The sequence below is a fragment of the Staphylococcus sp. HMSC062A01 genome (assembly GCF_001836805.1).
Taxonomy (GTDB): domain Bacteria; phylum Bacillota; class Bacilli; order Staphylococcales; family Staphylococcaceae; genus Staphylococcus; species Staphylococcus haemolyticus.
This window is the reverse complement of record NZ_KV830600.1, coordinates 58,016-84,149: the sequence shown is the minus strand read 5'-3', so window position 1 is coordinate 84,149 and position 26,134 is coordinate 58,016. Positions and strand designations below refer to the sequence as shown.

General features: G+C 32.2%; 20 protein-coding genes. 16 read left to right on the top strand and 4 right to left on the bottom strand.

Translation table 11 applies throughout. From position 1 onward, the window contains the following. Positions 1-37: 37 nt before the first annotated feature. On the top strand, positions 38-1,234 hold the full coding sequence (locus HMPREF2715_RS01530) for an acetate kinase (RefSeq protein WP_070839210.1): 1,197 nt from the start codon (positions 38-40) through the stop codon (positions 1,232-1,234). 149 nt (positions 1,235-1,383) lie between these two features. On the opposite strand, the gene HMPREF2715_RS01525 is transcribed toward HMPREF2715_RS01530, so the two are convergent. After that, positions 1,384-1,881 (bottom strand): universal stress protein, encoded by a 498-nt coding sequence (locus HMPREF2715_RS01525; protein WP_037551041.1) that lies wholly within the window; start codon positions 1,879-1,881, stop codon positions 1,384-1,386. A 143-nt stretch (positions 1,882-2,024) separates the two neighbouring features. On the opposite strand from HMPREF2715_RS01525, the gene ald reads away from it, so the two are divergent. Continuing rightward, a complete protein-coding gene (ald, locus tag HMPREF2715_RS01520) occupies positions 2,025-3,146 on the top strand; it encodes an alanine dehydrogenase (RefSeq protein WP_070580899.1) in 1,122 nt (373 codons plus the stop codon). Positions 3,147-3,218: 72 nt separating this feature from the next. Here ald and HMPREF2715_RS01515 read toward each other — a convergent pair whose 3' ends face one another. Continuing rightward, positions 3,219-4,274: a M24 family metallopeptidase gene (locus HMPREF2715_RS01515; RefSeq protein ID WP_070839207.1), complete on the bottom strand. Its 1,056-nt coding sequence runs from the start codon at positions 4,272-4,274 to the stop codon at positions 3,219-3,221. Positions 4,275-4,428: 154 nt separating this feature from the next. Between HMPREF2715_RS01515 and HMPREF2715_RS01510 the strand changes: the two genes are divergently transcribed. Continuing rightward, positions 4,429-5,118, top strand: coding sequence for a metal-dependent hydrolase (locus tag HMPREF2715_RS01510; protein ID WP_070580894.1), 690 nt, complete (start codon positions 4,429-4,431; stop codon positions 5,116-5,118). Positions 5,119-5,239: 121 nt separating this feature from the next. Here the strand turns inward: HMPREF2715_RS01510 and HMPREF2715_RS01505 are convergent, their stop codons facing one another. Continuing rightward, positions 5,240-5,653: a universal stress protein gene (locus tag HMPREF2715_RS01505; protein ID WP_037551038.1), complete on the bottom strand. Its 414-nt coding sequence runs from the start codon at positions 5,651-5,653 to the stop codon at positions 5,240-5,242. 228 nt (positions 5,654-5,881) lie between these two features. Between HMPREF2715_RS01505 and HMPREF2715_RS01500 the strand changes: the two genes are divergently transcribed. From HMPREF2715_RS01500 to HMPREF2715_RS01460, 9 genes are all read left to right on the top strand, one after another. Further along, complete coding sequence (locus HMPREF2715_RS01500; RefSeq protein ID WP_070580892.1) at positions 5,882-7,186, top strand: DRTGG domain-containing protein; 1,305 nt, start codon at positions 5,882-5,884, stop codon at positions 7,184-7,186. A 37-nt stretch (positions 7,187-7,223) separates the two neighbouring features. Next, the gene (locus HMPREF2715_RS01495; RefSeq protein ID WP_070839205.1) at positions 7,224-8,162 is read left to right on the top strand and encodes a DHH family phosphoesterase; all 939 of its coding nucleotides are present in this window, start codon (positions 7,224-7,226) and stop codon (positions 8,160-8,162) included. A gap of 21 nt (positions 8,163-8,183) precedes the next feature. Next, entirely contained in the window at positions 8,184-11,387 is a 3,204-nt protein-coding gene (locus tag HMPREF2715_RS01490) for a DNA polymerase III subunit alpha (protein WP_070580888.1), read from the top strand. Positions 11,388-11,543: 156 nt separating this feature from the next. Continuing rightward, complete coding sequence (locus HMPREF2715_RS01485; RefSeq protein ID WP_070580886.1) at positions 11,544-12,773, top strand: NADP-dependent malic enzyme; 1,230 nt, start codon at positions 11,544-11,546, stop codon at positions 12,771-12,773. A gap of 128 nt (positions 12,774-12,901) precedes the next feature. Then, positions 12,902-13,768, top strand: coding sequence for an acetyl-CoA carboxylase, carboxyltransferase subunit beta (gene accD, locus HMPREF2715_RS01480; RefSeq protein ID WP_070839202.1), 867 nt, complete (start codon positions 12,902-12,904; stop codon positions 13,766-13,768). Then, complete coding sequence (locus tag HMPREF2715_RS01475) at positions 13,761-14,708, top strand: acetyl-CoA carboxylase carboxyltransferase subunit alpha (RefSeq protein WP_070839200.1); 948 nt, start codon at positions 13,761-13,763, stop codon at positions 14,706-14,708. The genes accD and HMPREF2715_RS01475 overlap by 8 nt, the downstream gene beginning before the upstream one ends. Before the next feature lie 286 nt (positions 14,709-14,994). Next, on the top strand, positions 14,995-15,963 hold the full coding sequence (gene pfkA / locus HMPREF2715_RS01470; RefSeq protein WP_070580879.1) for a 6-phosphofructokinase: 969 nt from the start codon (positions 14,995-14,997) through the stop codon (positions 15,961-15,963). An 18-nt stretch (positions 15,964-15,981) separates the two neighbouring features. After that, positions 15,982-17,742, top strand: coding sequence for a pyruvate kinase (gene pyk / locus HMPREF2715_RS01465; protein WP_070580877.1), 1,761 nt, complete (start codon positions 15,982-15,984; stop codon positions 17,740-17,742). A gap of 281 nt (positions 17,743-18,023) precedes the next feature. After that, positions 18,024-19,001, top strand: coding sequence for a tRNA dihydrouridine synthase (locus HMPREF2715_RS01460; RefSeq protein ID WP_070441167.1), 978 nt, complete (start codon positions 18,024-18,026; stop codon positions 18,999-19,001). A gap of 117 nt (positions 19,002-19,118) precedes the next feature. Here HMPREF2715_RS01460 and HMPREF2715_RS01455 read toward each other — a convergent pair whose 3' ends face one another. Continuing rightward, a complete protein-coding gene (locus tag HMPREF2715_RS01455; protein ID WP_070839198.1) occupies positions 19,119-20,480 on the bottom strand; it encodes an amino acid permease in 1,362 nt (453 codons plus the stop codon). A 349-nt stretch (positions 20,481-20,829) separates the two neighbouring features. Between HMPREF2715_RS01455 and HMPREF2715_RS01450 the strand changes: the two genes are divergently transcribed. From HMPREF2715_RS01450 to pnpS, 4 genes are all read left to right on the top strand, one after another. Continuing rightward, a complete protein-coding gene (locus HMPREF2715_RS01450) occupies positions 20,830-21,948 on the top strand; it encodes a citrate synthase (protein WP_070580874.1) in 1,119 nt (372 codons plus the stop codon). A 43-nt stretch (positions 21,949-21,991) separates the two neighbouring features. Further along, positions 21,992-23,260, top strand: coding sequence for an NADP-dependent isocitrate dehydrogenase (icd, locus tag HMPREF2715_RS01445; RefSeq protein ID WP_070441160.1), 1,269 nt, complete (start codon positions 21,992-21,994; stop codon positions 23,258-23,260). A gap of 358 nt (positions 23,261-23,618) precedes the next feature. Continuing rightward, the gene (locus HMPREF2715_RS01440; protein WP_037536805.1) at positions 23,619-24,329 is read left to right on the top strand and encodes a response regulator transcription factor; all 711 of its coding nucleotides are present in this window, start codon (positions 23,619-23,621) and stop codon (positions 24,327-24,329) included. Continuing rightward, positions 24,329-26,026: a two-component system histidine kinase PnpS gene (gene pnpS / locus HMPREF2715_RS01435; RefSeq protein ID WP_070580872.1), complete on the top strand. Its 1,698-nt coding sequence runs from the start codon at positions 24,329-24,331 to the stop codon at positions 26,024-26,026. The genes HMPREF2715_RS01440 and pnpS overlap by 1 nt, the downstream gene beginning before the upstream one ends. Positions 26,027-26,134 lie beyond the last annotated feature (108 nt).

Genomic DNA, 26,134 nt, shown 5'->3' with positions numbered 1-26,134 from the left:
TATGGATATTAATTAATAAATTGGAGGACAATAATATATGTCTAGTTTAGTTTTAGCGATTAACGCGGGTAGTTCTTCTTTAAAATTCCAACTAATAAGAATGCCTGAAGAAACTCTAGTAACAAAAGGTTTAATCGAACGTATCGGTATTAAAGATTCAATCTTCACAATTGAAGTGAATGGTGAAAAAATTAAAGATGTTAAAGATATCAAGGATCATGAGGAAGCAATTAACATCATGTTAGACAGTTTCAAACAACATGGCATCATTGATGACATTAATGATATTGCTGGTACAGGACATCGTGTCGTGCACGGTGGTGAGTTATTCCCAACGTCTGCATTAGTTACAGATAAAGTGGAAGAACAAATTGAGTCATTAAGTGAATTAGCACCATTACATAACCCTGCTAACTTAATGGGTATCCGTGCATTCAGAAAATTATTACCAAACATTCCTCATGTAGCAGTGTTTGATACTTCATTCCACCAATCAATGCCAGAACAATCATATTTATATAGCTTACCTTACCAATACTATAAAGATTATGGTATTCGCAAATATGGTTTCCACGGTACAAGTCACAAATATGTATCACAACGTGCTGCTGAAATCATGAATAAACCAATTGAAGAGTTACGTATTATCTCTTGTCATATTGGTAATGGTGCATCAATTGCTGCCATCGATAGTGGTGAATCAATCGATACATCAATGGGATTCACTCCATTAGCGGGTGTTACAATGGGTACACGTTCAGGTAATATCGACCCTGCATTAATTCCTTTCATTATGCAAAAGACTGGTCAAAACGCCGAAGAAGTTCTTAATGTATTAAACAAAGAATCAGGTCTACTTGGTATTTCAGGTACATCAAGTGACTTACGTGACCTTGAAAGTGATGCAGAAGAAGGTAAAGAACGTGCACAATTAGCACTAGACGTATTTGCTTCAAGAATTCATAAATATATTGGTTCTTATGCTACAAGAATGCATGGCGTGGATGTCATTGTATTTACAGCTGGTGTAGGAGAAAACTCTTCAACAGTTCGTGCTAAAGTATTAGAAGGCTTAGAATTCATGGGCATCTATTGGGATCCTAAGAAAAATGAAGCAATGCGTGGTGAAGAAGGATTTATCAATTACCCACACTCACCAGTTAAAGTTATTGTTATTCCAACAAATGAAGAAGTTATGATTGCTAGAGATACAGTTAAATTTGGCGAATTATAATTTATTAATACTGATAACATGCATTGTCATTAGACAATGTATGTTATTTTTTTTTAATAAAATTGTGACAAATAAATAATGACGATAAAGTCAAAGACCTTATCGCCATATTAAACTCACTTTGTAAATGAATAGATTAGATATAACTTTTATGAATATTGTTTTCTAAATTCTGGAGTTGCAACTTCAGGTTGGAAATCTTCAGGGATTTCTTCTGTACGTACTACTAATACATCACATGGTGCGTGACGTACAATTGCTTCAGATACAGAACCGACAATAAATCTTTCAACGGCATTTAAACCTGAAGTACCACACATAATTAAATCTACACCTAATTCACTTGCTAACCTTTTAGGGATAATTGCTTTAGGAGAACCAAATTCTAAACGAGTTTCAACGTTAGTAACTCCAGCACGTGTTGCAACTTCTTGATAACCTTTTAACAATTCTTCAGAGAAACTTCTAGACTTCTCAGTAAATTGTGCATCATATACTTCATAAGAAGAATACGTTCTTGAATCGATAATGTTCACTATAGTTAATTTAGCGTCATTACGTTTAGCTACGTCTACTGCTTTGTTGAAAGCCCACTCAGCTTCGTGTGAACCATCAACTGCGATTAAAATGTTTTTGTATGTTAACATCTTAATAACCCCCTTAGCTTTTCTTACTTATATATTACCACAAATTTCAGAATTTTTACTCTTTATATTTTAACAATAATGTGTACTTTTTCTGATTGCGCTTTCATTGGTTTAGCGTTACGATAGTAATGGAGGTGGATGGAATGAAAATTGGTATTCCAAAAGAGATAAAAAATAACGAAAACAGAGTTGGTTTATCACCAAGTGGTGTACATGCATTAGTTGAGCAAGGACATACAGTACTTGTTGAGAAAGATGCTGGTTTAGGTTCATTCTTTGAAGATAAAGATTACAAAGATGCAGGTGCTGACATTGTATCTGAACAGTCATCTGTATGGGATGTAGAAATGGTTATTAAAGTTAAAGAACCATTGGAAGAAGAGTATAAATATTTCAAAGAAAGACTCATCTTATTTACATACCTACATCTTGCAAATGAAGAAAAATTAACTCAAGCGTTAGTTGAAAATAAAGTCGTAGGTATTGCCTATGAAACGGTTCAATTACCTGACCGTTCATTACCATTATTAACACCAATGAGTGAAGTTGCAGGACGCATGTCTGCTCAAGTTGGCTCACAATTCCTACAAAAATTCAACGGTGGAATGGGTATTTTACTTGGAGGCGTTCCTGGAGTACCAAAAGGTAAAGTATCTATCATCGGTGGCGGTCAAGCTGGTACAAATGCGGCTAAAATCGCACTAGGTTTAGGTGCTAATGTTACAATCTTAGATGTAAACCCTAAACGATTAGCTGAATTAGATGATTTATTTGATGGCCGTGTGAACACAATTATGTCTAACCCATTAAATATTGAAAATGCAGTAAAAGAAAGTGATTTAGTTATTGGTGCCGTATTAATCCCTGGTGCAAAAGCACCTAGCTTGGTAACTGAAGATATGATTAAACAAATGGAAGATGGTTCAGTGATTGTTGATATTGCTATTGACCAAGGTGGTATTTTTGAGACTACAGATAAAATTACGACACACGATGATCCAACATATGTAAAACATGGTGTTGTTCACTATGCAGTTGCGAATATGCCAGGTGCAGTACCTCGTACATCTACAATTGCATTAAATAATGCAACATTACCTTATGCGCAATTATTAGCTAGTAAGGGTTACCGTGAAGCATTTAAAGCTAACCACGCATTATCTTTAGGTTTAAATACGTACAAAGGTCATGTAACTCACAAAGGAGTAGCTGAAGCGTTCGGTTTAGAATATACGTCTGTTGAAGATGCATTAAAAGAAGATTAATAATTGATTTAATATAAATAATCCAGTTGAGTACATAGTTTTTTACTATTAACTCAACTGGATTTTTAATTTTTATTTATCATAGTTTGTTAGTATTTCATAACCATTTTCAGTTACTAAAATATCATCTTCAATACGTACGCCAGCAACATTAGGTACATATATACCAGGTTCTATCGTAATAACCATTCCTGCTTCAAGTAGGTTTGAATTTGTACTTGAAACATCTTGATATTCATGCTCTTCTAAACCAAGACCATGTCCTAATCTGTGAGGGAAATAATCACCATATCCAGCATCACTTATAATGTCTCTAGCGATTTTATCAATATCTTGTAAAGGAACGCCCGCTTTAATTGCCTCAATAGCATTGGTTTCTGCTTCTAAAACAATATTATAAATTGTTTGAGCTTCTTCAGAAGGTGTTCCGAATTTTACTGTACGTGTCATATCGCTACAATAATGATTATATATAACCCCTAAATCAAATAATACATATTCATCTTTAACAAGTTTTCTTTCTCCTGGAGTTCCGTGAGGTGATGCAGCGTGATCTCCAAATAATACCATTGTGTCAAAACTCATCTCACTAACACCAAATTTTTTGATTTCATTTTCAATATGATTGACTACTTCACGTTCTGTTACACCGACTTTAAGGAATTCGGTACCAATTTCGATGCATTTGTCAGAGAGCTTTGCCGCTTCGCGAATATTTTCAATTTCGGATTCATTTTTAATATTACGTAATTCTTTAATTGTTTGATCAATATCGCCATAGTGTTGAACACCAAAGTTTTGAGTTAACTCGCGTTGACGTTTTACTGTTAAGTGTTCGCTTTCAATCAATAACTTATTAAAAGATGAAGGGTCAATTTCAAATGGATTCTCAGTATCTAAGTAACCAATGATTTTTCCTTCAAATGGAGAATTCTTAACTTCTTCAACTTCCATCTTTGGACAATATAAGGTTTGATCTCCATTTGCTGTAATTAATAGTGCAAATAATCTCTCGTGAGGTTCGCTTCTATACCCAGTGAAGTAGAATACATTGAGAGGAGTTGTTATCCATGCAGCGTCAGCTTGTTCATGTTGTAATTGTTTAGTTATTTTTTCGATTTTACTCATTCAATCATCTCCATTAAGTATTTATGTTAATTTTACGTCTAATCAGCTTAAAATTCAAAATTATTTAATACGATAAGCGATTATTTTAGTTTCATGTTATATCTTTTATGGCTAGGGTATAATTATAGTAATCAAGCAATAGGAGGCTATAATTATGAAACTTTCTTTTCATGGGCAATCAACGATTTATTTTGAGGGTAATGGTAAAAAAGTAATTGTAGATCCATTTATTTCCGGTAATGACAAATGTGATTTAGATGAACAAACATTAGATGTAGATTATATTATTTTAACTCATGGTCATGCCGATCACTTTGGCGATGTAGTTGAGTTAGCAAATCGTAATCACGCAACTGTTATAGGTTCTGCTGAATTACAAGGGTATTTAAGTACTTATCACGGTGTAGAAGATGTTCATGGTATGAATATCGGTGGCAAAGCTAAATTTGATTTTGGTAGCGTTAAATATGTTCAAGCTTTCCATAGTTCAAGTTTCACACATGAAGATGGTATCCCTATTTACTTAGGCATGCCAATGGGACTTATATTAGAAGTTGAAGGTAAAACGATTTATCACATGGGTGATACAGGATTGTTTAGTGATATGAAATTAATTGCTGAAAGACACCCTGTTGATGTATGTTTTGTTCCAATTGGTGATAACTTTACTATGGGTATTGATGATGCAAGTTATGCAATTAATGAATTTGTTAAACCTAAGATTTCTGTTCCAGTTCATTACAATACTTTCCCTTTAATTGAACAAGATCCACAACAATTTAAGAATGCAGTGCATGAAGGTGAAGTACAAATATTAGAACCTGGTGAGTCTGTATCATTTTAATAAATGTAAATATAAATGGAGTAATTGATTAGTTTAATGAAATTAATAAGCACAAAGGTGATTTATACATGAACAATCATCTTTGTGCTTATATTTTGACGCATCTTTTGAATTTCACTAACTATTTTACAATCAATACAGGGATGGTAGCACGTTTAGCTACTTTGTGACTTACGCTACCTAATACGAATTTTTTCTGAGATTCAGCTTTACGGTTACTTAATACGACGATTTCATATTTACCACTATTAGCGTGTTTCACTAATTCGTCCTTAGGGTTACCACGCACAATGATTTGATCATAATCAATTCCGTAGTCTTCTAGAGTAGTTCGTGTTTTTTCTAGCAAATGACTACGTTTTTCAGTTAATTCATTAATATGCGTACCAGCTTTAATTGATGCTTGTGCATCCTGTTCACCAATCGCATTTAAAATAGTTACTACGGTATCTGGACCTGCTAATTTTGATACTTCCTTCAACGCTTTCTCATTTTTCAATTGAGTATCTACACCTAATAAAATATTTTTATACATAGGTCATCCCTCCTCATAAACAATTATATATAAAATATTTTAATTTTACCAATGTATATAATTAAAATAATTAAAGATTTAATTAACATAACTTGATTTATTAATTAATAAAAAATCAAACTGATGAAGCGTTTTTAAAACTAATTGGTTTACATTTTCTAAATCGATTTTTTATGATTAAAAAGTTATAATAAATAAAACACTGTACATTATAAAGAGGTATTATCAATGACTAAACATGAACAAATCATAGCATACATAGAATCGTTAAATGTTGGCCAAAAAATTTCTGTTAGGAAAGTTGCCAAAGTAATGAAAGTATCTGAGGGGACTGCATATAGAGCTATAAAAGATGCCGGACAACTTGGGTTAGTAACTACCATTGATAGAGTAGGTACAGTACGTATTGATAAAAAGAATCGTGAGGAGATTGAGAACCTTACGTTTAAAGAAATTTTAAAAATCATTGATGGAGATATCATTGGTGGCAAAAATGGATTAACAAAAAGTGTTTCAAAATTTGCGATAGGTGCAATGGAACTAAAAGATGTGGTTAAATATTTAAGTCATCATACATTGTTAATCGTAGGTAATAGGCCTGATGTTCAGTTAGAAGCGCTAAAAAGAGGTAGTGGCGTACTTATTACTGGGGGTTTTAAAACAACACAAAAAATTATTGATTATGCTAATAATCATGAATTACCAATCCTGTCTTCAAATTATGATACATTTCTTGTAGCCAATATTATTAATAGAGCAATGTATAATCAAATGATTAGAAAAGAAATTTTAATAGTTGAAGATATAGTGAAACCAATTAATGATATGACGGTTATTTTTGATGAAATGGGTATTGAAGATTATAAATCACGTGCCAAAGTTACAGGTCATTCGAGGTTTCCAGTCGTAGATAAAGATTGGCGATTAGTTGGAATAGTTACGAGTAAGGAAGTCATTCAAATGAACTCGGATGATACCATTGCTAAAGTAATGACGAAACGTCCTATCAATGTTGAATTAAATACAACGGTAGCGAGTTGTGCTCACATTATGATTTGGGAAGGAATTGAGATATTACCCGTAACTCAGAATAAAAGAGCAATAGGTGTAATAACGAGAGATGACGTATTAAAAGCGATGCAACTTATTGGCAGACAACCTCAAATAGGTGAGACGATTAATGATCAAATAGCGAAACACATTACGATTTCACAAAGTGATATTTCGGTTGAGGTTTCTCCGTTATTAACCAATCAATATGGCACATTAAGTAAGGCTGTATTTGTCGCTATTATTGAAGAAACAATAAAGCATGAATTGCGAAAATATAAAAAGGTAGATGTTATGATTGAAAGTTTAAATATCATCTATATTAAAACTGTGCCAATTGAAGCATCAATTAGAGTTCAATATGACATGCTCGATGTTGGAAGGAACTTTGCTAAATTGGAAGTCGCGATGGTAAGTGGTAATGAAAAAGTCGCAAATGCAATGATAATTTGTCAGATGTTTGAGGATATACAAAGTATTTAATTTTAAAGTAATAAATCTAATTTAAGGAGATATAACAATGGTAGAAATTTTTAATGAAATCATGCAAAGAGTTAAAGAGGCAGAAACAATTATTATTCATAGACATGTGAGACCTGATCCAGATGCTTATGGCTCACAACTTGGATTAAAGTTATATCTTGAACGAAAATTCCCTAAAAAAAATGTCTATGCTGCAGGTGAAGCTGAACCATCATTATCATTTATAGGAGACTTAGATGAAATTGATGACAGTGTATATGGTGATGCACTTGTAATTGTATGTGATACTGCAAATGCACCACGTATTGATGATCAAAGATATCTAAATGGACAGTCATTAATTAAAATAGATCATCATCCTGCTACTGATCAATACGGTGATGTAAATTTTGTTAATACTGAAGCATCTTCTACAAGTGAAATTATATTTGATTTCATCGCACATTTTAATGATCTAAGTATAATTGATGAACATGTAGCTCGAGTATTGTACTTAGGTATTGTTGGAGACACAGGGCGATTCTTATTTAGTAATACATTACCCCATACAATGGAAGTTGCTAGTCAATTATTGGCATATCCATTCAATCATAATGTTGAATTAAATAAAATGTCCGAAAAAGATCCTAAGTTAATGCCTTTCCAAGGATATATTTTACAAAATTTTGAACTATCAGATTCACATGAATATTGTCAAATTAAAATAACTAATGATGTTTTAAAGCAGTTTGACATTCAGCCTAATGAAGCTTCTCAATTTGTAAATACAGTTGCGGATATTAGCGGTTTAAAAATATGGATGTTTGGTGTAGATGAGGGAGATCAAATTAGATGTCGTATTCGATCTAAAGGAATCACTATTAATGATGTCGCTAATCAATTTGGTGGGGGAGGCCACCCAAATGCATCAGGTGTGTCAGTCTATAGTTGGGATGAATTTGAAGAATTAGCACAAGCTTTACGTCAGAAATTATAAATTTAAGAAAGGAAGTCATTCATGGTTGCTCATTTAAATCTTCATACAGCATATGATTTATTAAATTCTAGTTTGAGAATCGATGATGTAGTTAAAAAAGCACAACATAATCATTATGATACATTAGCGATTACTGATACTAATGTCTTATATGGCTTCCCTAAATTTTATGATGCTTGTATTAAAGCCAATATTAAACCAATTTTTGGAATGACAGTTAACGTTACGGATGGTTTGTATACAATTGAGACTGTGATTTTAGCTATAAATAATGATGGCTTAAGATCACTATTTCAACTCTCTTCTGCAATTAAAATGAAGCAAAAAGACGTTATATCAGTTGAGTGGTTAAAAAAGTATTCAACAAATATTGCAATCATATTTAAGCAAGCAAATCAATCTCATTATTCTATAGTTGAACAATTTCAAAACCATCAAAATATATTTATAAATCATTCAAGCAACTTAGCATTTTATAATAATATAAAAGTGGTTTGGTTTGAAAATGCACGATACTTAAATCAAGAAGATGTTGAGACGATTCCAGCACTTGAAGCAATTAAAAATAATACTAAGATAGATTTGGTTAATGATATTGAAGATATTGGGGAACATTTTCCTAATCAAAATGAATTAGAAACATTAAATATAGACAGAGACGTATGGAATAATACGCTTGAACTAGCTAATTTATGTAGTGCAAGCATAGAATATCATCAAAATTTACTACCTAAATTCGATGCACCATCAGGTAGTTCCTCAAAAGAGTATTTATGGTCACAACTCCAATCAAGTTTAAAGAAGATGAAATTAAATCATGATGAACGCTATACAAAAAGATTAGAACATGAATATCGAGTTATAACTGAAATGGGTTTTGAAGACTACTTTTTAATTGTGAGTGATTTAATTCACTACGCTAAAACACATGATGTTATGGTTGGTCCTGGGCGGGGATCCTCAGCTGGTTCATTAGTTAGCTTCCTACTAGGCATTACTACAATAGATCCAATTAGATTTAATCTATTATTTGAACGTTTTTTAAATCCTGAACGTGTAACAATGCCAGATATAGATATTGATTTTGAAGACACGCGTAGGGAAAGAGTCATTCAATACGTTCAAGACAAATATGGAAAACATCGTGTTTCGGGTATTGTCACATTCGGACATTTATTGGCTAGGGCCGTTGCAAGAGATGTTGGTCGCATAATTGGATTTGATGATAAAACTTTAAATGAGATTTCTAAGTTAATACCTCATCAACTTGGCATAACTTTAGATAAGGCATATGAGGATGAGCGATTTAAGCAATTTGTACATAGAAATCATCGACATGAAAAGTGGTTTGAATTAAGTAAGAAATTAGAAGGCTTACCTAGACATACTTCAACACATGCAGCAGGTATTATTATTAACGATCAACCTCTATATAATTATGCACCACTAACATTGGGCGATACTGGTTTATTGACGCAATGGACGATGACAGAAGCAGAGCGAATTGGTCTACTTAAGATTGACTTTTTGGGGTTAAGAAATTTATCTATCATACATCAAATTATCACTCAAGTAAAAAAAGATTTAAATATTACTATAGAGATTGAAGAGATACCGTTTAATGATGTAGATGTATTTAAGTTATTATCTAGGGGAGATACAACTGGAATCTTCCAACTTGAATCCGAAGGTGTAAGAAAAGTATTAAAACGACTTCAGCCTGAACATTTTGAAGATATCGTTGCGGTTACGTCTTTATATAGACCAGGACCTATGGAAGAAATTCCAACTTATATTTCACGAAGACATAACGAAAGTGAAATTAAATACGTACATCCTGATTTAGAACCCATACTTAAAAATACGTATGGTGTAATAATCTATCAAGAACAAATTATGCAAATCGCTAGTCAATTTGCTAGCTTTAATTATGGACAAGCAGATATTCTACGTCGTGCCATGAGTAAAAAGAATAGAGCAGTTTTAGAAAGTGAAAGACAACATTTTGTCGAAGGTGCGATAAAAAATAAATATGATGAGAAGATAAGTAAACAAATATTTGATTTAATTCTAAAGTTTGCTGATTATGGATTTCCTAGAGCACATGCGGTAAGTTATTCAAAAATTGCATATATCATGGCATATTTGAAGGTTCACTATCCTAATTATTTTTATGCTAATATTTTAAGTAATGTCGTTGGTAATGAATCTAAAACAGCGGCCATAATTGATGAAGCTAAAAATCAAAAATTGAAAATTTTGCCTCCTAATATTAATGAAAGCCATTGGTATTATAGAGCAACTAAATCAAATATTTATTTATCCTTAGGTGCTATTAAAGGTGTTGGTTATCAGAGCGTTAAATCAATTGTTGATGAAAGGTATCAAAATGGTAAGTATAAAGATTTCTTTGATTTTACTAGACGAATATCAAATCGCGTAAAGACTAGAAAATTACTTGAATCATTAATTTTGGTAGGCGCTTTTGATACTTTTGGAAAAACACGTTCAACTTTATTAAGTTCTATTGATCAAGTTTTAGATGAAGTATCAAATGTAGAACAAAACGATTTATTAATGAATATTTTGACACCTAAACAATCTTACACTGATAAAGATGAATTTAGTGATCAAATGATTAGTAGTTACGAAATGGAATACTTGGGATTTTATGTTTCTAATCATCCAGTCGAAAAGCAATTTAATAAAAAGCAATATTTAGGTATCTATACACTAAGTAATGTTGTAAATCACAAACCTATTTTGGTTCAAGTAGATCAAATCAAACAAATAAGGACCAAGAATGGTCAAAATATGGCATTTTTAGTTCTAAATGATGGGCGACATACGATGGATGCAGTTTTATTTCCAGATAAATTCAAACGGTATGAAACTCAATTAAATGAGAGAGAAATGTATATTGTTTGGGGGAAATTTGAAAAGAGAAAACAACAATTGCAGCTCATTTTAAATCAAATGGATTCAGTTGAACATTTTGAAGTAACTAAAATGAATGGGGCATCTCAAATTATTTTAAGAAACATTCATAACTTAGATGAAATTAAACAAATTCTTAGTGATCATAAAAACAACCATATGATTAAAGTGAACATATATAATGAACAAACTGGAGAACTTGATTATTTAGGTAGTATGGATAAAACATCGAATGAAATTAAAACCTTTGTTGAGGCTTTTGATCCAAAAGATATAAGAATTTTATAACTTTTATGTATAAAAAAATTATGATATAGTAAACTGATGATTTATAAAATAAAGTCATCGGTTTATTTTATCTTAAAAAATTTTAAATGCAGAGAATATATATTCATTATACTGATGAACTTTCGATATTTTAGTAAATAAACAGGGGTTGATTTAATGTCTTTAAGAGATGATGCATTACAAATGCATAAAGAAAATCAAGGTAAGTTGGAAATTACACCTAATATCAAAGTTACTAATAAAGAAGAATTAAGTTTAGCCTATTCACCAGGCGTAGCAGAACCATGTAAAGAAATACATGAAGATCCAAGAACTGTATATGATTACACGATTAAAAGAAATACTGTGGCTGTTGTTACTGATGGCACTGCAGTTTTAGGTTTAGGTAATATTGGTGCCCCAGCTAGTATTCCTGTTATGGAAGGTAAAGCTGTTCTTTTTAAAAGTTTTGCAGGTATAAACGGTGTACCTATCGCTTTAGATACTAAAGATACAGAAGAAATTATTAGAACAGCTAAATTAATTTCACCTAATTATGGAGGAATTAATCTAGAAGATATTTCAGCACCAAGATGTTTTGAAATAGAAGATCGTCTTAAAAAAGAAACTAATATTCCAGTTTTCCATGATGATCAACATGGTACAGCGATTGTTACTATGGCTGGTTTAATCAATGCACTAAGAATTGTTGATAAAGATTTATCTGAAATTAAAGTTGTGTTAAATGGTGCAGGGGCAGCAGGTATTGCAATTGTTAAATTATTAGATTCTTACGGTGTCAGAAATATGATAATGTGCGATTCAAGAGGTGCTATTTTTGAAGGTCGACCTTATGGTATGAATGACACTAAGGATTATGTAGCTAAATTCACAAACAAAGACAAAATTGAAGGTTCATTACAAGATGTAATTAAAGATGCTGATGTATTTATAGGTGTTTCAGTTGCTAACTTACTATCAAAAGACATGGTTAAATCAATGGCGGATGATGCAATCATCTTTGCAATGGCTAACCCAGATCCAGAAATCAAGCCCAATGATGCTAAAGAAGCAGGCGCTAAAGTTGTAGGAACAGGTCGTTCAGATTTTCCGAACCAAATTAATAATGTACTTGCGTTCCCAGGTATTTTTAGAGGTGCATTAGACACTGAATCAACACATATAAATGAAGATATGAAGAAAGCGGCGGTTGAAGCGATTGCTAATCTTATAGATGAAGATGAGTTGAATCCGGATTATTGTATTCCTGGTCCTTTCGATAAAAGGGTAGCTCCTTCAGTTGCACGTGAAGTTGCAAAAGTAGCAATGGAAACTGGCGTGGCAAGAATTGAAGTGGATCCTCAAAAAGTTTATGACAAAACAATGCAATTAACAGACTTGAAATAACCTAGAATTGCAACAATTTTAATAAAAAACAAAGACATGTATTATTTCTAACTCATATTTTATGTTCGATCATATATTAAATTGAGATGTAATAAATTAAGGTTGTATGATTAGGTGGAGGTTTACGAATGTTTAAAGACTTTTTTAATCGTAGTAGTAAAAAACGAAAATATTTAACAGTTCAAGATTCAAAACAAAATGAAGTACCAGCAGGTATTATGACTAAATGTCCAAAATGCAAAAAAATAATGTATACAAAAGAATTAAATGAGAATTTAAATGTATGTTTTAATTGTGATCACCATATTGCATTACCTGTATATAAGAGAATTGAAGCAATCACTGATGAAAATAGTTTCGTTGAATTTGATAAAGGAGTGACATCAGCAAATCCTTTAGACTTTCCTGGATATCAAGAAAAAATTGAAAAAGACCAACAAAAAACTGATTTAAGCGAAGCGGTTGTAACCGGTACTGCCAAACTAGATGGTGTTCAATTTGGTGTAGCTGTTATGGATGCTAGATTTAGAATGGGAAGTATGGGTTCAGTTGTTGGTGAGAAAATATGTCGAATTATTGATTATGCAACAGAACATAGACTACCATTCATATTATTTTCTGCAAGTGGTGGTGCTAGGATGCAAGAAGGTATTATTTCATTGATGCAAATGGGTAAAACGAGTGTTTCACTGAAACGTCACTCAGATGCCGGATTATTATATATTTCTTATCTTACGCATCCAACAACTGGTGGTGTTTCTGCTAGTTTTGCATCTGTTGGGGATATCAATTTAAGTGAACCTAAAGCCTTAATTGGATTTGCTGGTCGACGTGTTATTGAGCAAACTATTAATGAGAAACTTCCAGATGATTTCCAAACTGCAGAGTTTCTTCTTGAGCATGGTCAACTTGATAAAGTTGTTCACCGTAAAGAGATGAAAGAAACACTTGCTCAATTATTAAAATTGCACCAAGAGGTGAATAAAGATGCTTGATTTTGAAAAACCACTTTTTGAAATAAAAAATAAAATTGAATCTCTTAAGCAATCTCAAGAAAAAAATGATGTAGATTTACAAGATGAAATTGATTTACTTGAAGCATCACTTGAAAGGGAAACCAAAAAAATATATACCAATCTTAAGTCTTGGGATAGAGTGCAAATTGCTCGTCTCCAAGAACGACCTACGACATTAGACTATATTCCATATATCTTCGATTCATTTATTGAATTACATGGAGATCGTAATTTTAGAGATGACCCTGCAATGATTGGTGGAATTGGGTATTTAAACGGTACCCCTGTTACAGTTATAGGCCAACAAAGAGGTAAAGATACTAAGGATAATATATATCGAAACTTTGGTATGGCGCATCCTGAAGGTTATCGTAAAGCATTGAGATTAATGAAACAAGCTGAGAAATTTAATAGACCTATTTTTACTTTCATTGATACTAAAGGTGCTTATCCAGGTAAAGCTGCTGAAGAACGCGGACAAAGTGAATCTATTGCTAGAAACTTAGTTGAGATGGCATCTCTAACAGTGCCAGTGATAGCTATCGTTATCGGCGAAGGTGGTAGTGGTGGTGCACTAGGAATTGGGATAGCCAATCGAATTATGATGCTTGAAAACAGTACGTATTCTGTCATTTCCCCAGAGGGAGCAGCGGCACTGTTATGGAAAGATAGCTCATTAGCAAAAATGGCTGCCGAAACTATGAAAATTACTGCAAAAGATTTACATCATTTAAACGTTATTGATAGTGTTATTGATGAACCTTTAGGTGGTGCACACAATAATATAGAACAACAAGCTATTGATATTAAGCAAGCATTCGTAAATCATTTAGAACAACTTCAACAACAAAGTGCTGATGAATTAGTTGAAGATAGATTTAATAAGTTTAGAAATATCGGTGCTTTTATTGAAAAATAGCTGGGCTGGTACACATACAAATTAATATTTAAAATTACTTTGAAAAACACAGTTGCAAATTAAGTTGTGAAGGAACCTTTATTATATTTTCCTAGCTGTAGTTTTCCTTATAAGGGTGAAACAATTGATTCTTGGTGAATATTGTTCACCCCTTTTTTATTGCAAAAGGAAAAATTGTTTGTAAAACGTTTACATGTATTTTGTGCACCTATATTGATGGAACACTAAAAAAAATTATGGTAATTTATTATTAAAGAGAAATATAGTTAGGAAAGGGAATGTCGTCATGAAGAAAATTGCGGTTTTAACTAGTGGTGGAGATTCACCAGGAATGAATGCTGCTGTTAGAGCAGTTGTGCGTAAGGCGATTTATAACAACATTGAAGTTTATGGAATTTATCAAGGTTATCAAGGATTACTTGATGACAATATTCATAAACTTGAATTGGGTTCAGTAGGGGATACAATTCAACGTGGAGGAACTTTCCTTTACTCTGCAAGATGTCCACAATTCAAAGAGGCGAGTGTAAGACAAAAAGGTATAGAGAATTTACACAAACGTGGTATTGAGGGACTAGTAGTAGTTGGGGGAGATGGCAGTTACCGAGGTGCCCAACGTATTAGTGAAGAGACGAAAGATATTAAAACAATAGGAATTCCAGGTACTATTGATAATGATATTAATGGTACTGACTTCACTATTGGGTTTGACACAGCGTTGAACACAATTATTGATAGTGTAGACAAGATTAGAGACACTGCTTCAAGTCATGCTAGAACCTTTATTGTAGAAGTTATGGGACGTGATTGTGGTGATTTAGCATTATGGGCTGGCTTATCAGTCGGTGCTGAAACAATATTAGTTCCTGAAGTCAATACAGATATTAAAGATATTGCCGAAAAAATAGAAAAAGGTATCAAACGAGGTAAAAAACACTCAATCGTCATGGTAGCTGAGGGCAGTATGAGTGGCCAAGAATGCGCGGATCAATTAATGAAATATATTAATGTTGATGCACGTGTGTCTGTACTGGGCCATATCCAACGTGGTGGTAGCCCATCAGGTACTGACAGAGTATTAGCTTCACGCTTAGGTGGTTACGCCGTTGATTTATTAATACAAGGTCATTCTGGACATGGAGTAGGTATTATGAATAACAAATTGACTGCCACACCATTTGATGAAATTTTCAATGGTAACGACCATAAATTCAATACTGATATTTATGAATTAGCGAAAGAGTTATCTATTTAATTTAGGAGGCTTTTTAAAATGAGAAAGACTAAAATTGTATGTACAATTGGACCTGCATCAGAGTCTGAGGAAATGTTAGAAAAATTAATGAAAGCTGGTATGAACGTAGCGCGTTTGAATTTCTCTCATGGTAGTCATGAAGAGCATAAAGCACGTATTGATACGATTCGTAAAGTAGCTGATAAATTAGGTAAAACAATTGGTATCCTATTAGATACTAAAGGACCTGAAATTCGTACTCATGACATGAAAGATGGCTTAATTATGCTTGAAAAAGGCAAAGAAGTTATTGTTAGTATGTCTCAAGTTGAAGGTACACCTGAAAAATTCTCAGTAACTTATGAAGATTTAATCAACGATGTTCAAGTAGGTTCTTACATTTTACTTGATGATGGTTTAGTTGAACTACAAGTAAAAGACATCGATAAAACAAAAGGCGAAGTTAAATGTGATATCTTAAATACTGGTGAATTAAAAAATAAAAAAGGCGTAAATTTACCAGGTGTAAAAGTTAATTTACCAGGTATTACTGATAAAGATGCTGATGATATCTTATTTGGTATCAAAGAAGATGTTGATTATATCGCAGCAAGCTTTGTACGACGTCCAAGTGATGTCTTAGATATTCGTGAAATTCTTGAAAGAGAAAATAATCATAATATCACTATTTTCCCTAAAATTGAAAACCAAGAAGGTATTGATAATATAGAAGAAATATTAGAAGTGTCTGATGGTTTAATGGTAGCTCGTGGTGACATGGGTGTTGAAATTCCACCAGAATCTGTACCAATTGTACAAAAAGATTTAATCAGAAAATGTAATAAACTAGGTAAACCAGTTATCACAGCTACTCAAATGTTAGATTCAATGCAACGAAATCCTCGTGCGACAAGAGCGGAAGCTAGTGACGTTGCTAACGCAATTTATGATGGTACTGACGCAGTTATGCTTTCTGGTGAAACTGCTGCTGGTTTATATCCAGAAGAGGCTGTTAAAACAATGAGAAATATTGCGATTTCTGCTGAAGCGGCACAAGATTATAAAAAATTATTATCAGACCGTACTAAACTAGTAGAAACTTCATTAGTGAATGCTATTGGTGTTTCAGTTGCACATACTGCTTTAAATTTAAAAGTTAAAGCTATTGTTGCAGCAACTGAAAGTGGTTCAACTGCAGTAACTATTTCTAAATATCGTCCACATTCTGATATCATTGCGGTTACCCCTAGCGAGCACACTGCACGTCAACTTGCTTTAGTTTGGGGTGCATATCCTGTAATTAAAAAAGGTCGTAAAACTACTGATGACCTATTAAATAATGCAGTTGCTACAGCAGTAGAAACTGGAAGAGTTACAAATGGTGATTTAATTATTATTACTGCCGGTGTACCTACTGGTGAAAAAGGTACAACTAATATGATGAAATTACATTTAGTTGGAGATGAAATTGCAAAAGGACAAGGTGTCGGTCGTGGATCAGTAGTTGGTAAAACTGTAGTTGCTAACAGTGCTAGTGATTTAGAAGGCGTAGATTTAAGTGAATCAGTTATTGTTACTAATTCTGTAGATGAGACATTAGTGCCTTATATTGAGCAAGCAGTTGGATTAATTACAGAAGAAAATGGTATCACGTCACCAAGTGCGATTATTGGACTTGAAAAAGGTATTCCAACAATTATAGGTGTTGAAAATGCTACTAAAGAATTAAAAGATGGTATTTTAGTAACAGTAGATGCTGCTCAAGGTAAAATATTTGAAGGGTATGCTAACGTACTTTAATTCATTATTATAAATGATGGCTAACTTAATAAGATAAGAGAGCCAGAACAGATAATATTTCAAAGCGATATTGCAAATTCGCAATAGTTGATTAAACTGGGAATAAGCTCGTGAAGAGTTTTTCTCAGTTTTTTCATTTCACTAGAAAGAAATTCATTAAATGAGAATTTCAAATAGGAAAGTTAATTGAGTTATAAAATTTCATTTTGAATAAGGTTATAATTTGTGGTAATATAACATGGATTAATTGAGATATACTATTATAAGAAGGTTTAATTATTATGAAAGAAAATTTTTGGAGTGAATTACCACGTCCTTTTTTTATTTTAGCACCTATGGAGGACGTTACTGATACCGTTTTTCGACATGTTGTAAGTGAGGCTGCTAGACCTGATGTTTTTTTCACTGAATTTACAAACACTGAGAGTTATTGCCATCCGGAAGGTATTCATAGCGTTCGTGGAAGATTGACATTCAGTGAAGATGAACAGCCTATGGTAGCACATATATGGGGCGATAAACCCGAACAGTTTAGAGAAATGAGTTTTGGTTTAGCTGAAATGGGTTTTAAAGGTATAGATTTAAATATGGGATGTCCAGTAGCTAATGTCGCAAAGAAAGGTAAAGGTTCTGGTTTAATATTGAGACCTGAAACAGCTGCTGAGATTATTCAAGCTACTAAAGCTGGTGGATTACCTGTTAGTGTCAAAACCCGTTTAGGTTATTATGATATTGAAGAGTGGAAAGATTGGTTAAAACACGTTTTTAAACAAGATATCGCAAATTTATCTATACATCTTCGAACACGCAAAGAGATGAGTAAAGTAGATGCGCATTGGGAATTAATCGCAGCAATTAAACAATTAAGAGATGATATCGCACCTAATACATTACTAACGATTAATGGAGATATTCCAGATAGACAAACTGGACTTGAACTTGCCATGAAATATGGTGTTGACGGCGTGATGATAGGTAGAGGGATCTTTAATAATCCGTTTGCTTTTGAAAAAGAACCCCGTGAACATACTAGTAAAGAACTATTGAATTTGTTTAGATTGCATTTATCATTGTTTGAGAAATATTCAAATGATGAAAGTCAACAATACAAAAGTTTAAGAAGATTTTTTAAGATTTATGTGAAGGGGATTAAAGGAGCTAGTCAATTACGTCATCAATTAATGAGTACAGAATCGGTTGATGAAGCACGCGATTTATTAGATGAATTTGAGTCTAAAATTGAAGAAGATATAAATTAATTTTCTAAAACATTAGATATAGTTATTAGATAATAGGTTTATTATAAAAACAAGCCAGTAAATGAATTTTTATGTTAATTCATTTACTGGCTATTATAATCATTTAAGAATTTTAAATTATTTATTATTCTTAGCAACTTGTCTATATCTCAAATACATTAAACCTAGTAATATAAACCATATTGGAGTTAAGAAAATAGCATTTCTAGTTGTTTCATTTACAAATAATAAACAAAATACTAAGAAGAAGAATACTAATATTGCGTAACCCATATATTTACCACCAGGAAGTTTATAAGATACAGTTTTATGTAGCTCAGGATTTTTTCTGTGATAATTAATATAAGCAATAATAATTAATGCCCATACGATAATAAATAATACAGTCGAAATTGTTGTTACATAAGTAAACACTAACGTAGCATTCGGGAAGATGTAGTTTAATAATGCTGTTACTAATAATAATGCAGATGAACCAATAATAGCAAAATGAGGAACACCATTTTTATTAGTACTTCTAAAGATAGGTGGTGCTTGATCTTGTTCTGATAAACCAAATAACATACGACTGTTTGAGAATATACCACTATTACAAGATGATGCTGCAGCAGTTAATACTACAAAGTTGATCAATCCAGCAGCGAAAGGAATACCAATTAATGAGAATAATCTAACAAATGGACTTTCACTAGGGTCAACTTTATCCCAAGGAATAATAGACATAATTACCGCTAATGCACCAACGTAGAATACTAAAATTCTTAACGGTACAGCATTGATAGCTTTTGGAATTGTTTTCTGAGGATCTTTAGTTTCTCCTGCAGTTACACCAATCATTTCAATACCAACAAATGAGAACAATGCCATTTGGAATGACATAAAGAACCCAGATGCTCCGTGAGTAAAGATGCCATGTTTATATAAATTTGTAAAACTCGCATGTCCAAATTGTGTTTTATATGCCATTAAAATCATGACTAAACCTACAACGATTAAAGCGATGATAGTTATAATTTTAATAATAGCGAACCAGAATTCTAATTCACCAAATAATTTAGCACTAAGCAAATTAAATAGCATTAATATAAGCACACAGAATAGTGCACTAATCCAGTTTGGAATTGCAGGGAACCAGAAACTAACATATTTAGCAACAGCAGTTACTTCAGCCATACCTGTTATAATCCAGCACAACCAATAAGTCCAACCAGTTACAAAACCAGCAAACGGTCCTATGTATTCATTTGTCACATCGGCGAAAGATTTGAAGCGAGTATTTTGAATTATAATCTCACCTAAGCCTCTCATAAACATGAACAACATGAAACCTATAATAATATAAGTTAATAGAATAGATGGACCAGTCATTGCTATTGTTTGACCTGCTCCCAAGAATAATCCGGTACCTATAGCGCCACCAATAGCAATCAATTGCACATGACGATTACTCAATCCTCTTTGTAATTTTTCTTCAGCCATAAGACAACTCCCTTACATTTAATTAATATTATTATGCACTTATAAATTCAATTCGACAATTATTTTTCGAATTTTTTCTAAAAATCCCTCTAAATTTAGATTAAATAATTGTAATCAAGCTTGATAATTAAATTGAAATTTTCAATATTTTCTCATTAATTACATAATTTAAATTGGAATGAAAGCTTATATAATGGCGTTTATTGGGCGTTTAAGTAAAGATAAGTTTAAAAATTTAAAGTTAAATAGCATTTATTGAACGATATATAATCGTTCACAAAAGTTATCACATTGGCTATAATAGTATTTGAAAGCCATTACATTATGTATAAGAAAAGGGGAATTACTTATGGCAGAATTACAAAAAGGTTTAGAAGGGGTAATTGCAGCTGAAACTAAAATCAGTTCAATTATTGATAGTCAATTAACGTATGCGGGATACGATATTGATGATTTAGCAGAAAATGCATTGTTCGAAGAAATAGTGTTTTTATTATGGAATTATAGATTGCCTACTCAAGATGAATTAGATGCATTAAGAGAAAAATTTAATCATTATATGACTTTAAACCCAAGAGTTTATAAGCATTTTGAAGAATACGCAACTGATAATGTGCACCCTATGACGGCACTACGTACATCTGTATCATATATTGCTCATTTTGATCCTGATGCTGAAAATGAAACAGAAGAAAATAGAAAAGAAAGAGCAATACGTATTCAAGCGAAAATTGCATCTTTAGTTACAGCATTTGCGCGTGTTCGTGAAGGTAAAGAACCTGTTAAACCTAATCCTGATTTAAGTTATGCAGCTAACTTCTTATATATGTTAAGAGGAGAATTACCAACAGATACTGAAGCTGAAGCATTTAATAAAGCATTAGTGTTACATGCTGACCATGAACTTAATGCTTCTGCATTTACTGCACGTTGTGCCGTATCGTCTTTATCTGATATGTACTCTGGTATTGTAGCTGCAGTAGGTTCATTAAAGGGACCTTTACATGGTGGAGCAAATGAACAAGTAATGAGCATGCTTGCTGATGTTAAATCAGTTGATGAGGTTGATGCTTATTTAGATGAAAAATTCAAAAATAAAGAAAAAATCATGGGATTCGGTCATAGAGTATACAAAGACGGAGATCCAAGAGCCAAATATTTACGTGAGATGAGCCGAAAAATCACTTCTGAAACTGGTAGAAGTGAATTATATGATATTTCAATAGCTATTGAGAAACGTATGAAAGAAGAAAAAGGACTTATTCCTAATGTCGATTTCTTTAGTGCTACTGTATATCATAGTATGGATATTCCACACGATTTATTCACGCCAATTTTCGCGGTAAGTCGTACATCTGGTTGGACAGCACATATTCTAGAACAATATCGTGATAATAGAATAATGCGTCCTAGAGCTAATTACGTCGGTGAAACAAATCGTAAGTATTTACCAATTGAAGAAAGATAAATTATAAACTTTAATAGATTTCACAATATTTGGAGGTAAAATTATGTCAACTGAAAAAATTACTAGAATTAACGATGGATTAAATGTACCTAATGAACCAATTATTCCTTTTATTATTGGTGATGGTATTGGCCCAGATATTTGGAAAGCAGCGAGTCGCGTTATTGATGCGGCTGTTGAAAAAGCATATAACGGCGAAAAACGTATTGAATGGAAAGAAGTATTAGCAGGTCAAAAAGCTTTTGATAAAACTGGTGAATGGTTACCTCAAGAAACGCTTGATACGATTAAAGAATATTTAATCGCTATTAAGGGACCTTTAACTACACCAATTGGTGGTGGTATTCGTTCATTAAATGTTGCATTACGTCAAGAATTAGACCTATTTACATGCTTACGTCCAGTTCGTTGGTTCAAAGGTGTTCCTTCACCAGTTAAACGTCCACAAGATGTTGATATGGTTATCTTCCGTGAAAATACTGAAGATATTTATGCAGGTATCGAATTTAAAGAAGGTACTGATGAAGTTAAAAAAATCATTGATTTCTTACAAAATGAAATGGGTGCTACTAACATTCGCTTCCCAGAAACTTCAGGTATTGGTGTGAAACCAGTTTCTAAAGAAGGTACTGAACGTTTAGTTAGAGCTGCAATTCAGTATGCAATCGATAATAACCGTAAAACTGTTACGCTTGTTCATAAAGGTAATATTATGAAATTCACCGAAGGCGCATTTAAGCAATGGGGCTATGATGTAGCTCATAATGAATTTGCTGATAAGGTATTTACTTGGCAACAATACGATGAAATTGTTGAAAAAGATGGTAAAGATGCAGCAAATCAAGCTCAAGAAAAAGCTGAACAAGATGGAAAGATCATTATTAAAGATTCTATCGCTGACATTTTCTTACAACAAATTTTAACTCGTCCAGCAGAACATGATGTAGTTGCTACAATGAATTTAAATGGTGACTATATTTCGGATGCTTTAGCAGCTCAAGTGGGCGGAATTGGAATTGCACCTGGTGCAAACATTAACTATGAGTCAGGACACGCTATTTTCGAAGCAACACATGGTACTGCACCTAAGTATGCTGGTTTAAACAAAGTTAACCCATCTTCTGAATTATTAAGTTCAGTTCTAATGTTAGAACATTTAGGTTGGCAAGAAGCCGCTGATAAGATTACTGATGCAATTGAAGCTACTATTGCTTCTAAAGTTGTAACTTATGATTTTGCTCGTTTAATGGATGGTGCTACTGAAGTATCAACTTCAGAATTCGCTGATGAGTTAATTAAAAACTTAAAGTAATTTATTTACACATTAATAATTTAAAACTTTAAAAAATCAATAGATTGATGATGCATGGCACTAATGTAGTAGTTAACACAATAACGCAAGTTTTAAGGGATTCTCAATCTTAACAATTTTTAATAAAAGTGGAACAGTGAATTTAAATTAAATTCTGTTCCGCTTTTTTATTATAAAGTAAAGCAAATAACTATAATTTGTTAATAATTTTTTAAAAATAAATAAATAAATACTCAATATTTGGAAAATAATCATATGATTGTTAAGATTATGTAAATTTAATATGTTGTATGTTATTTTTGTTTTAACTTCCGTTATAATGAAATTGAAATGTTATATTAATTCAGGGAGGCACATTATGTCACAAAAAGTATTAGTGGTTGACGATGAGCAATCAATTGTAACTTTACTTAAATATAATCTTGAAACGGCTGGTTACATCGTTGAGGTAGCTTACGATGGTGAAGAGGCTTTGGAAAAGGTGAATGAAATTCAACCAGAACTTGTCGTTTTAGATGTAATGTTACCTAAGAAAGATGGTATTGAAGTATGTAAAACAATACGTTCTGATAAAAATTTAGTACCTATTTTAATGTTAACTGCAAAAGATGATGAATTTGATCGTGTATTAGGATTAGAATTAGGTGCCGATGATTATATGACAAAACCTTTTTCTCCTAGAGAAGTAGTGGCGAGAGTTAAAGCTATCTTGAGAAGATCGAAATTTGCTAGTGAAATTGAAAAAGAAGATGTTGATGATGAGGATATATTGATTGAAAATATTAGAATCAGACCTGAATTCTTTGAGGTATATAAAGATGATGAATTATTAGAACTCACTCCTAAAGAATTTGAACTATTGTTGTATCTAATAGAAAGACAAGGGCGAGTAATCACTCGAGAGCACATGTTAAATTCAGTATGGAATTATGAATTCGCAGGCGATTCTCGAATTGTTGATGTTCATATAAGTCATTTAAGAGACAAACTCGAAGAGAATCCGAAACAACCTAAATTAATTAAAACTGTTCGTGGACTCGGTTATAAATTAGAGAGACCTAAAGCTTAATGCTTAAATTTCATCATAGATTATTATTGCTATTAAGCACAATTACTATAATCAGTTTTATTGGTTTAGGCGTCATTATTCATCATACAATTTATCAAATATTATCAACAGCTCAGGTTAGGGAACTCAAACATGTATCTGAAAATTTTTTGAAATTAAACAAGCAAAATGAGAATAATGAAATTAAAAATATTTCAGCTAATCAAAATTTAATTGTTAGAATTTCTGAAAATGGTAAAGTGATATACCAAATTGGTAACCAAAATAAAATAAATGATAACATTGATAATGAAGCTAATCCATCAAATATCATTTATAAAAGAGAAAATGGTCAGGTTAGATACACATTTAAAACAACTGTCAATGACAAAACGATATACATAAGTGGGATGAATACTGAGATTCTTGAATTACAAAAAAGTATGTGGAAGTATTTATCTTTAATAGGAATTATTGTTCTTTTAGCGATTTATTTAGCTGTTAGAAGTATCAATCGTACATATATTAGACCGATTAATGAAGTGACTTATGCTACCTCGTTAATTGCAGATGGATATTATCATGTTAGAGTACCTGAAAGCAATGTTAAGGAGACAAAAGCGCTATTTATCACAACTAACGATCTTGCAAGACGTTTACAGAAGCTTAATAATAAACAAAAAATGCAATCAAATCGATTAAAAACAACATTAGAAAATATACCAAGTTCAGTATTAATGATTGACAAACATGGTGAAATTGTGGTGGCCAATCATGCGTACTATGAGTTGTTTAGGCCAAACGGTAAGGTTGAAAATAAAAACTATACATCATATTTAGATCCTAAAATTCAACAATTAATTCTAGAAAGTTTTAAAACTGAAAAGCCATTATATGATCAGATAGAAATTTTATTAAATAATGTTCATCATAAATATTTTGATTTGTCATGTGTTCCAATACTAAGTAAATCTAAGAAAAAGTTACAAGGTATGGTTGTAGTAATGCATGACATTACAAATTTGAAAAAATTGGAAAACTTGCGTCGGGAGTTTGTTGCAAATGTATCTCATGAGCTTAAAACACCTATTACATCTATTAAAGGCTTCGCTGAAACACTCATCGAAGGTGCGAAAAATGATGAAGAATCACTTGATATGTTCTTAAATATTATTTTAAAAGAATCTAATCGTATTGAGTCTCTCGTTATGGATTTATTGGATTTATCACATATCGAACAACAAACAGAGATAGAAACAGCATTTATGAATTTATCAGAGCTTGCTTACACAACTATTGATAATTTACAAAACCAGGCAAGATATAAAAATATTAAAATAGTATCCGAAATAGAAAAAGATGTCATTATAGAAGCACATGAAAACAAAATTGCACAAGTCATTACTAATTTACTATCAAATGCAATTAATTATTCACTTGAGAATAATGAGGTTATTGTAAGAGTGTATAGAGAAGGACATGAAGTAAATTTAGAAATACAAGACTTTGGTATTGGAATAGATAAAAGTGATCAAAAGCATATTTTTGAAAGATTTTATCGGGTGGATAAAGCAAGAAGTAGAGATTCAGGTGGTACAGGTTTAGGTTTATCTATAACAAAACATATAGTAGAGGCACACCATGGAACGATTAATGTCGAAAGCAATATTGGTGAGGGCTCGCTATTTAAAGTTTCATTTTTAGATGAACAAGAATAATATCATTCAATTAAGAATGACTATAATATCGAGGTACAAGAACTTTTATTTTGATTAATAATTAATACTATTATTTTAAGGCCTTTCGTATACTTGAACCAAAAATTT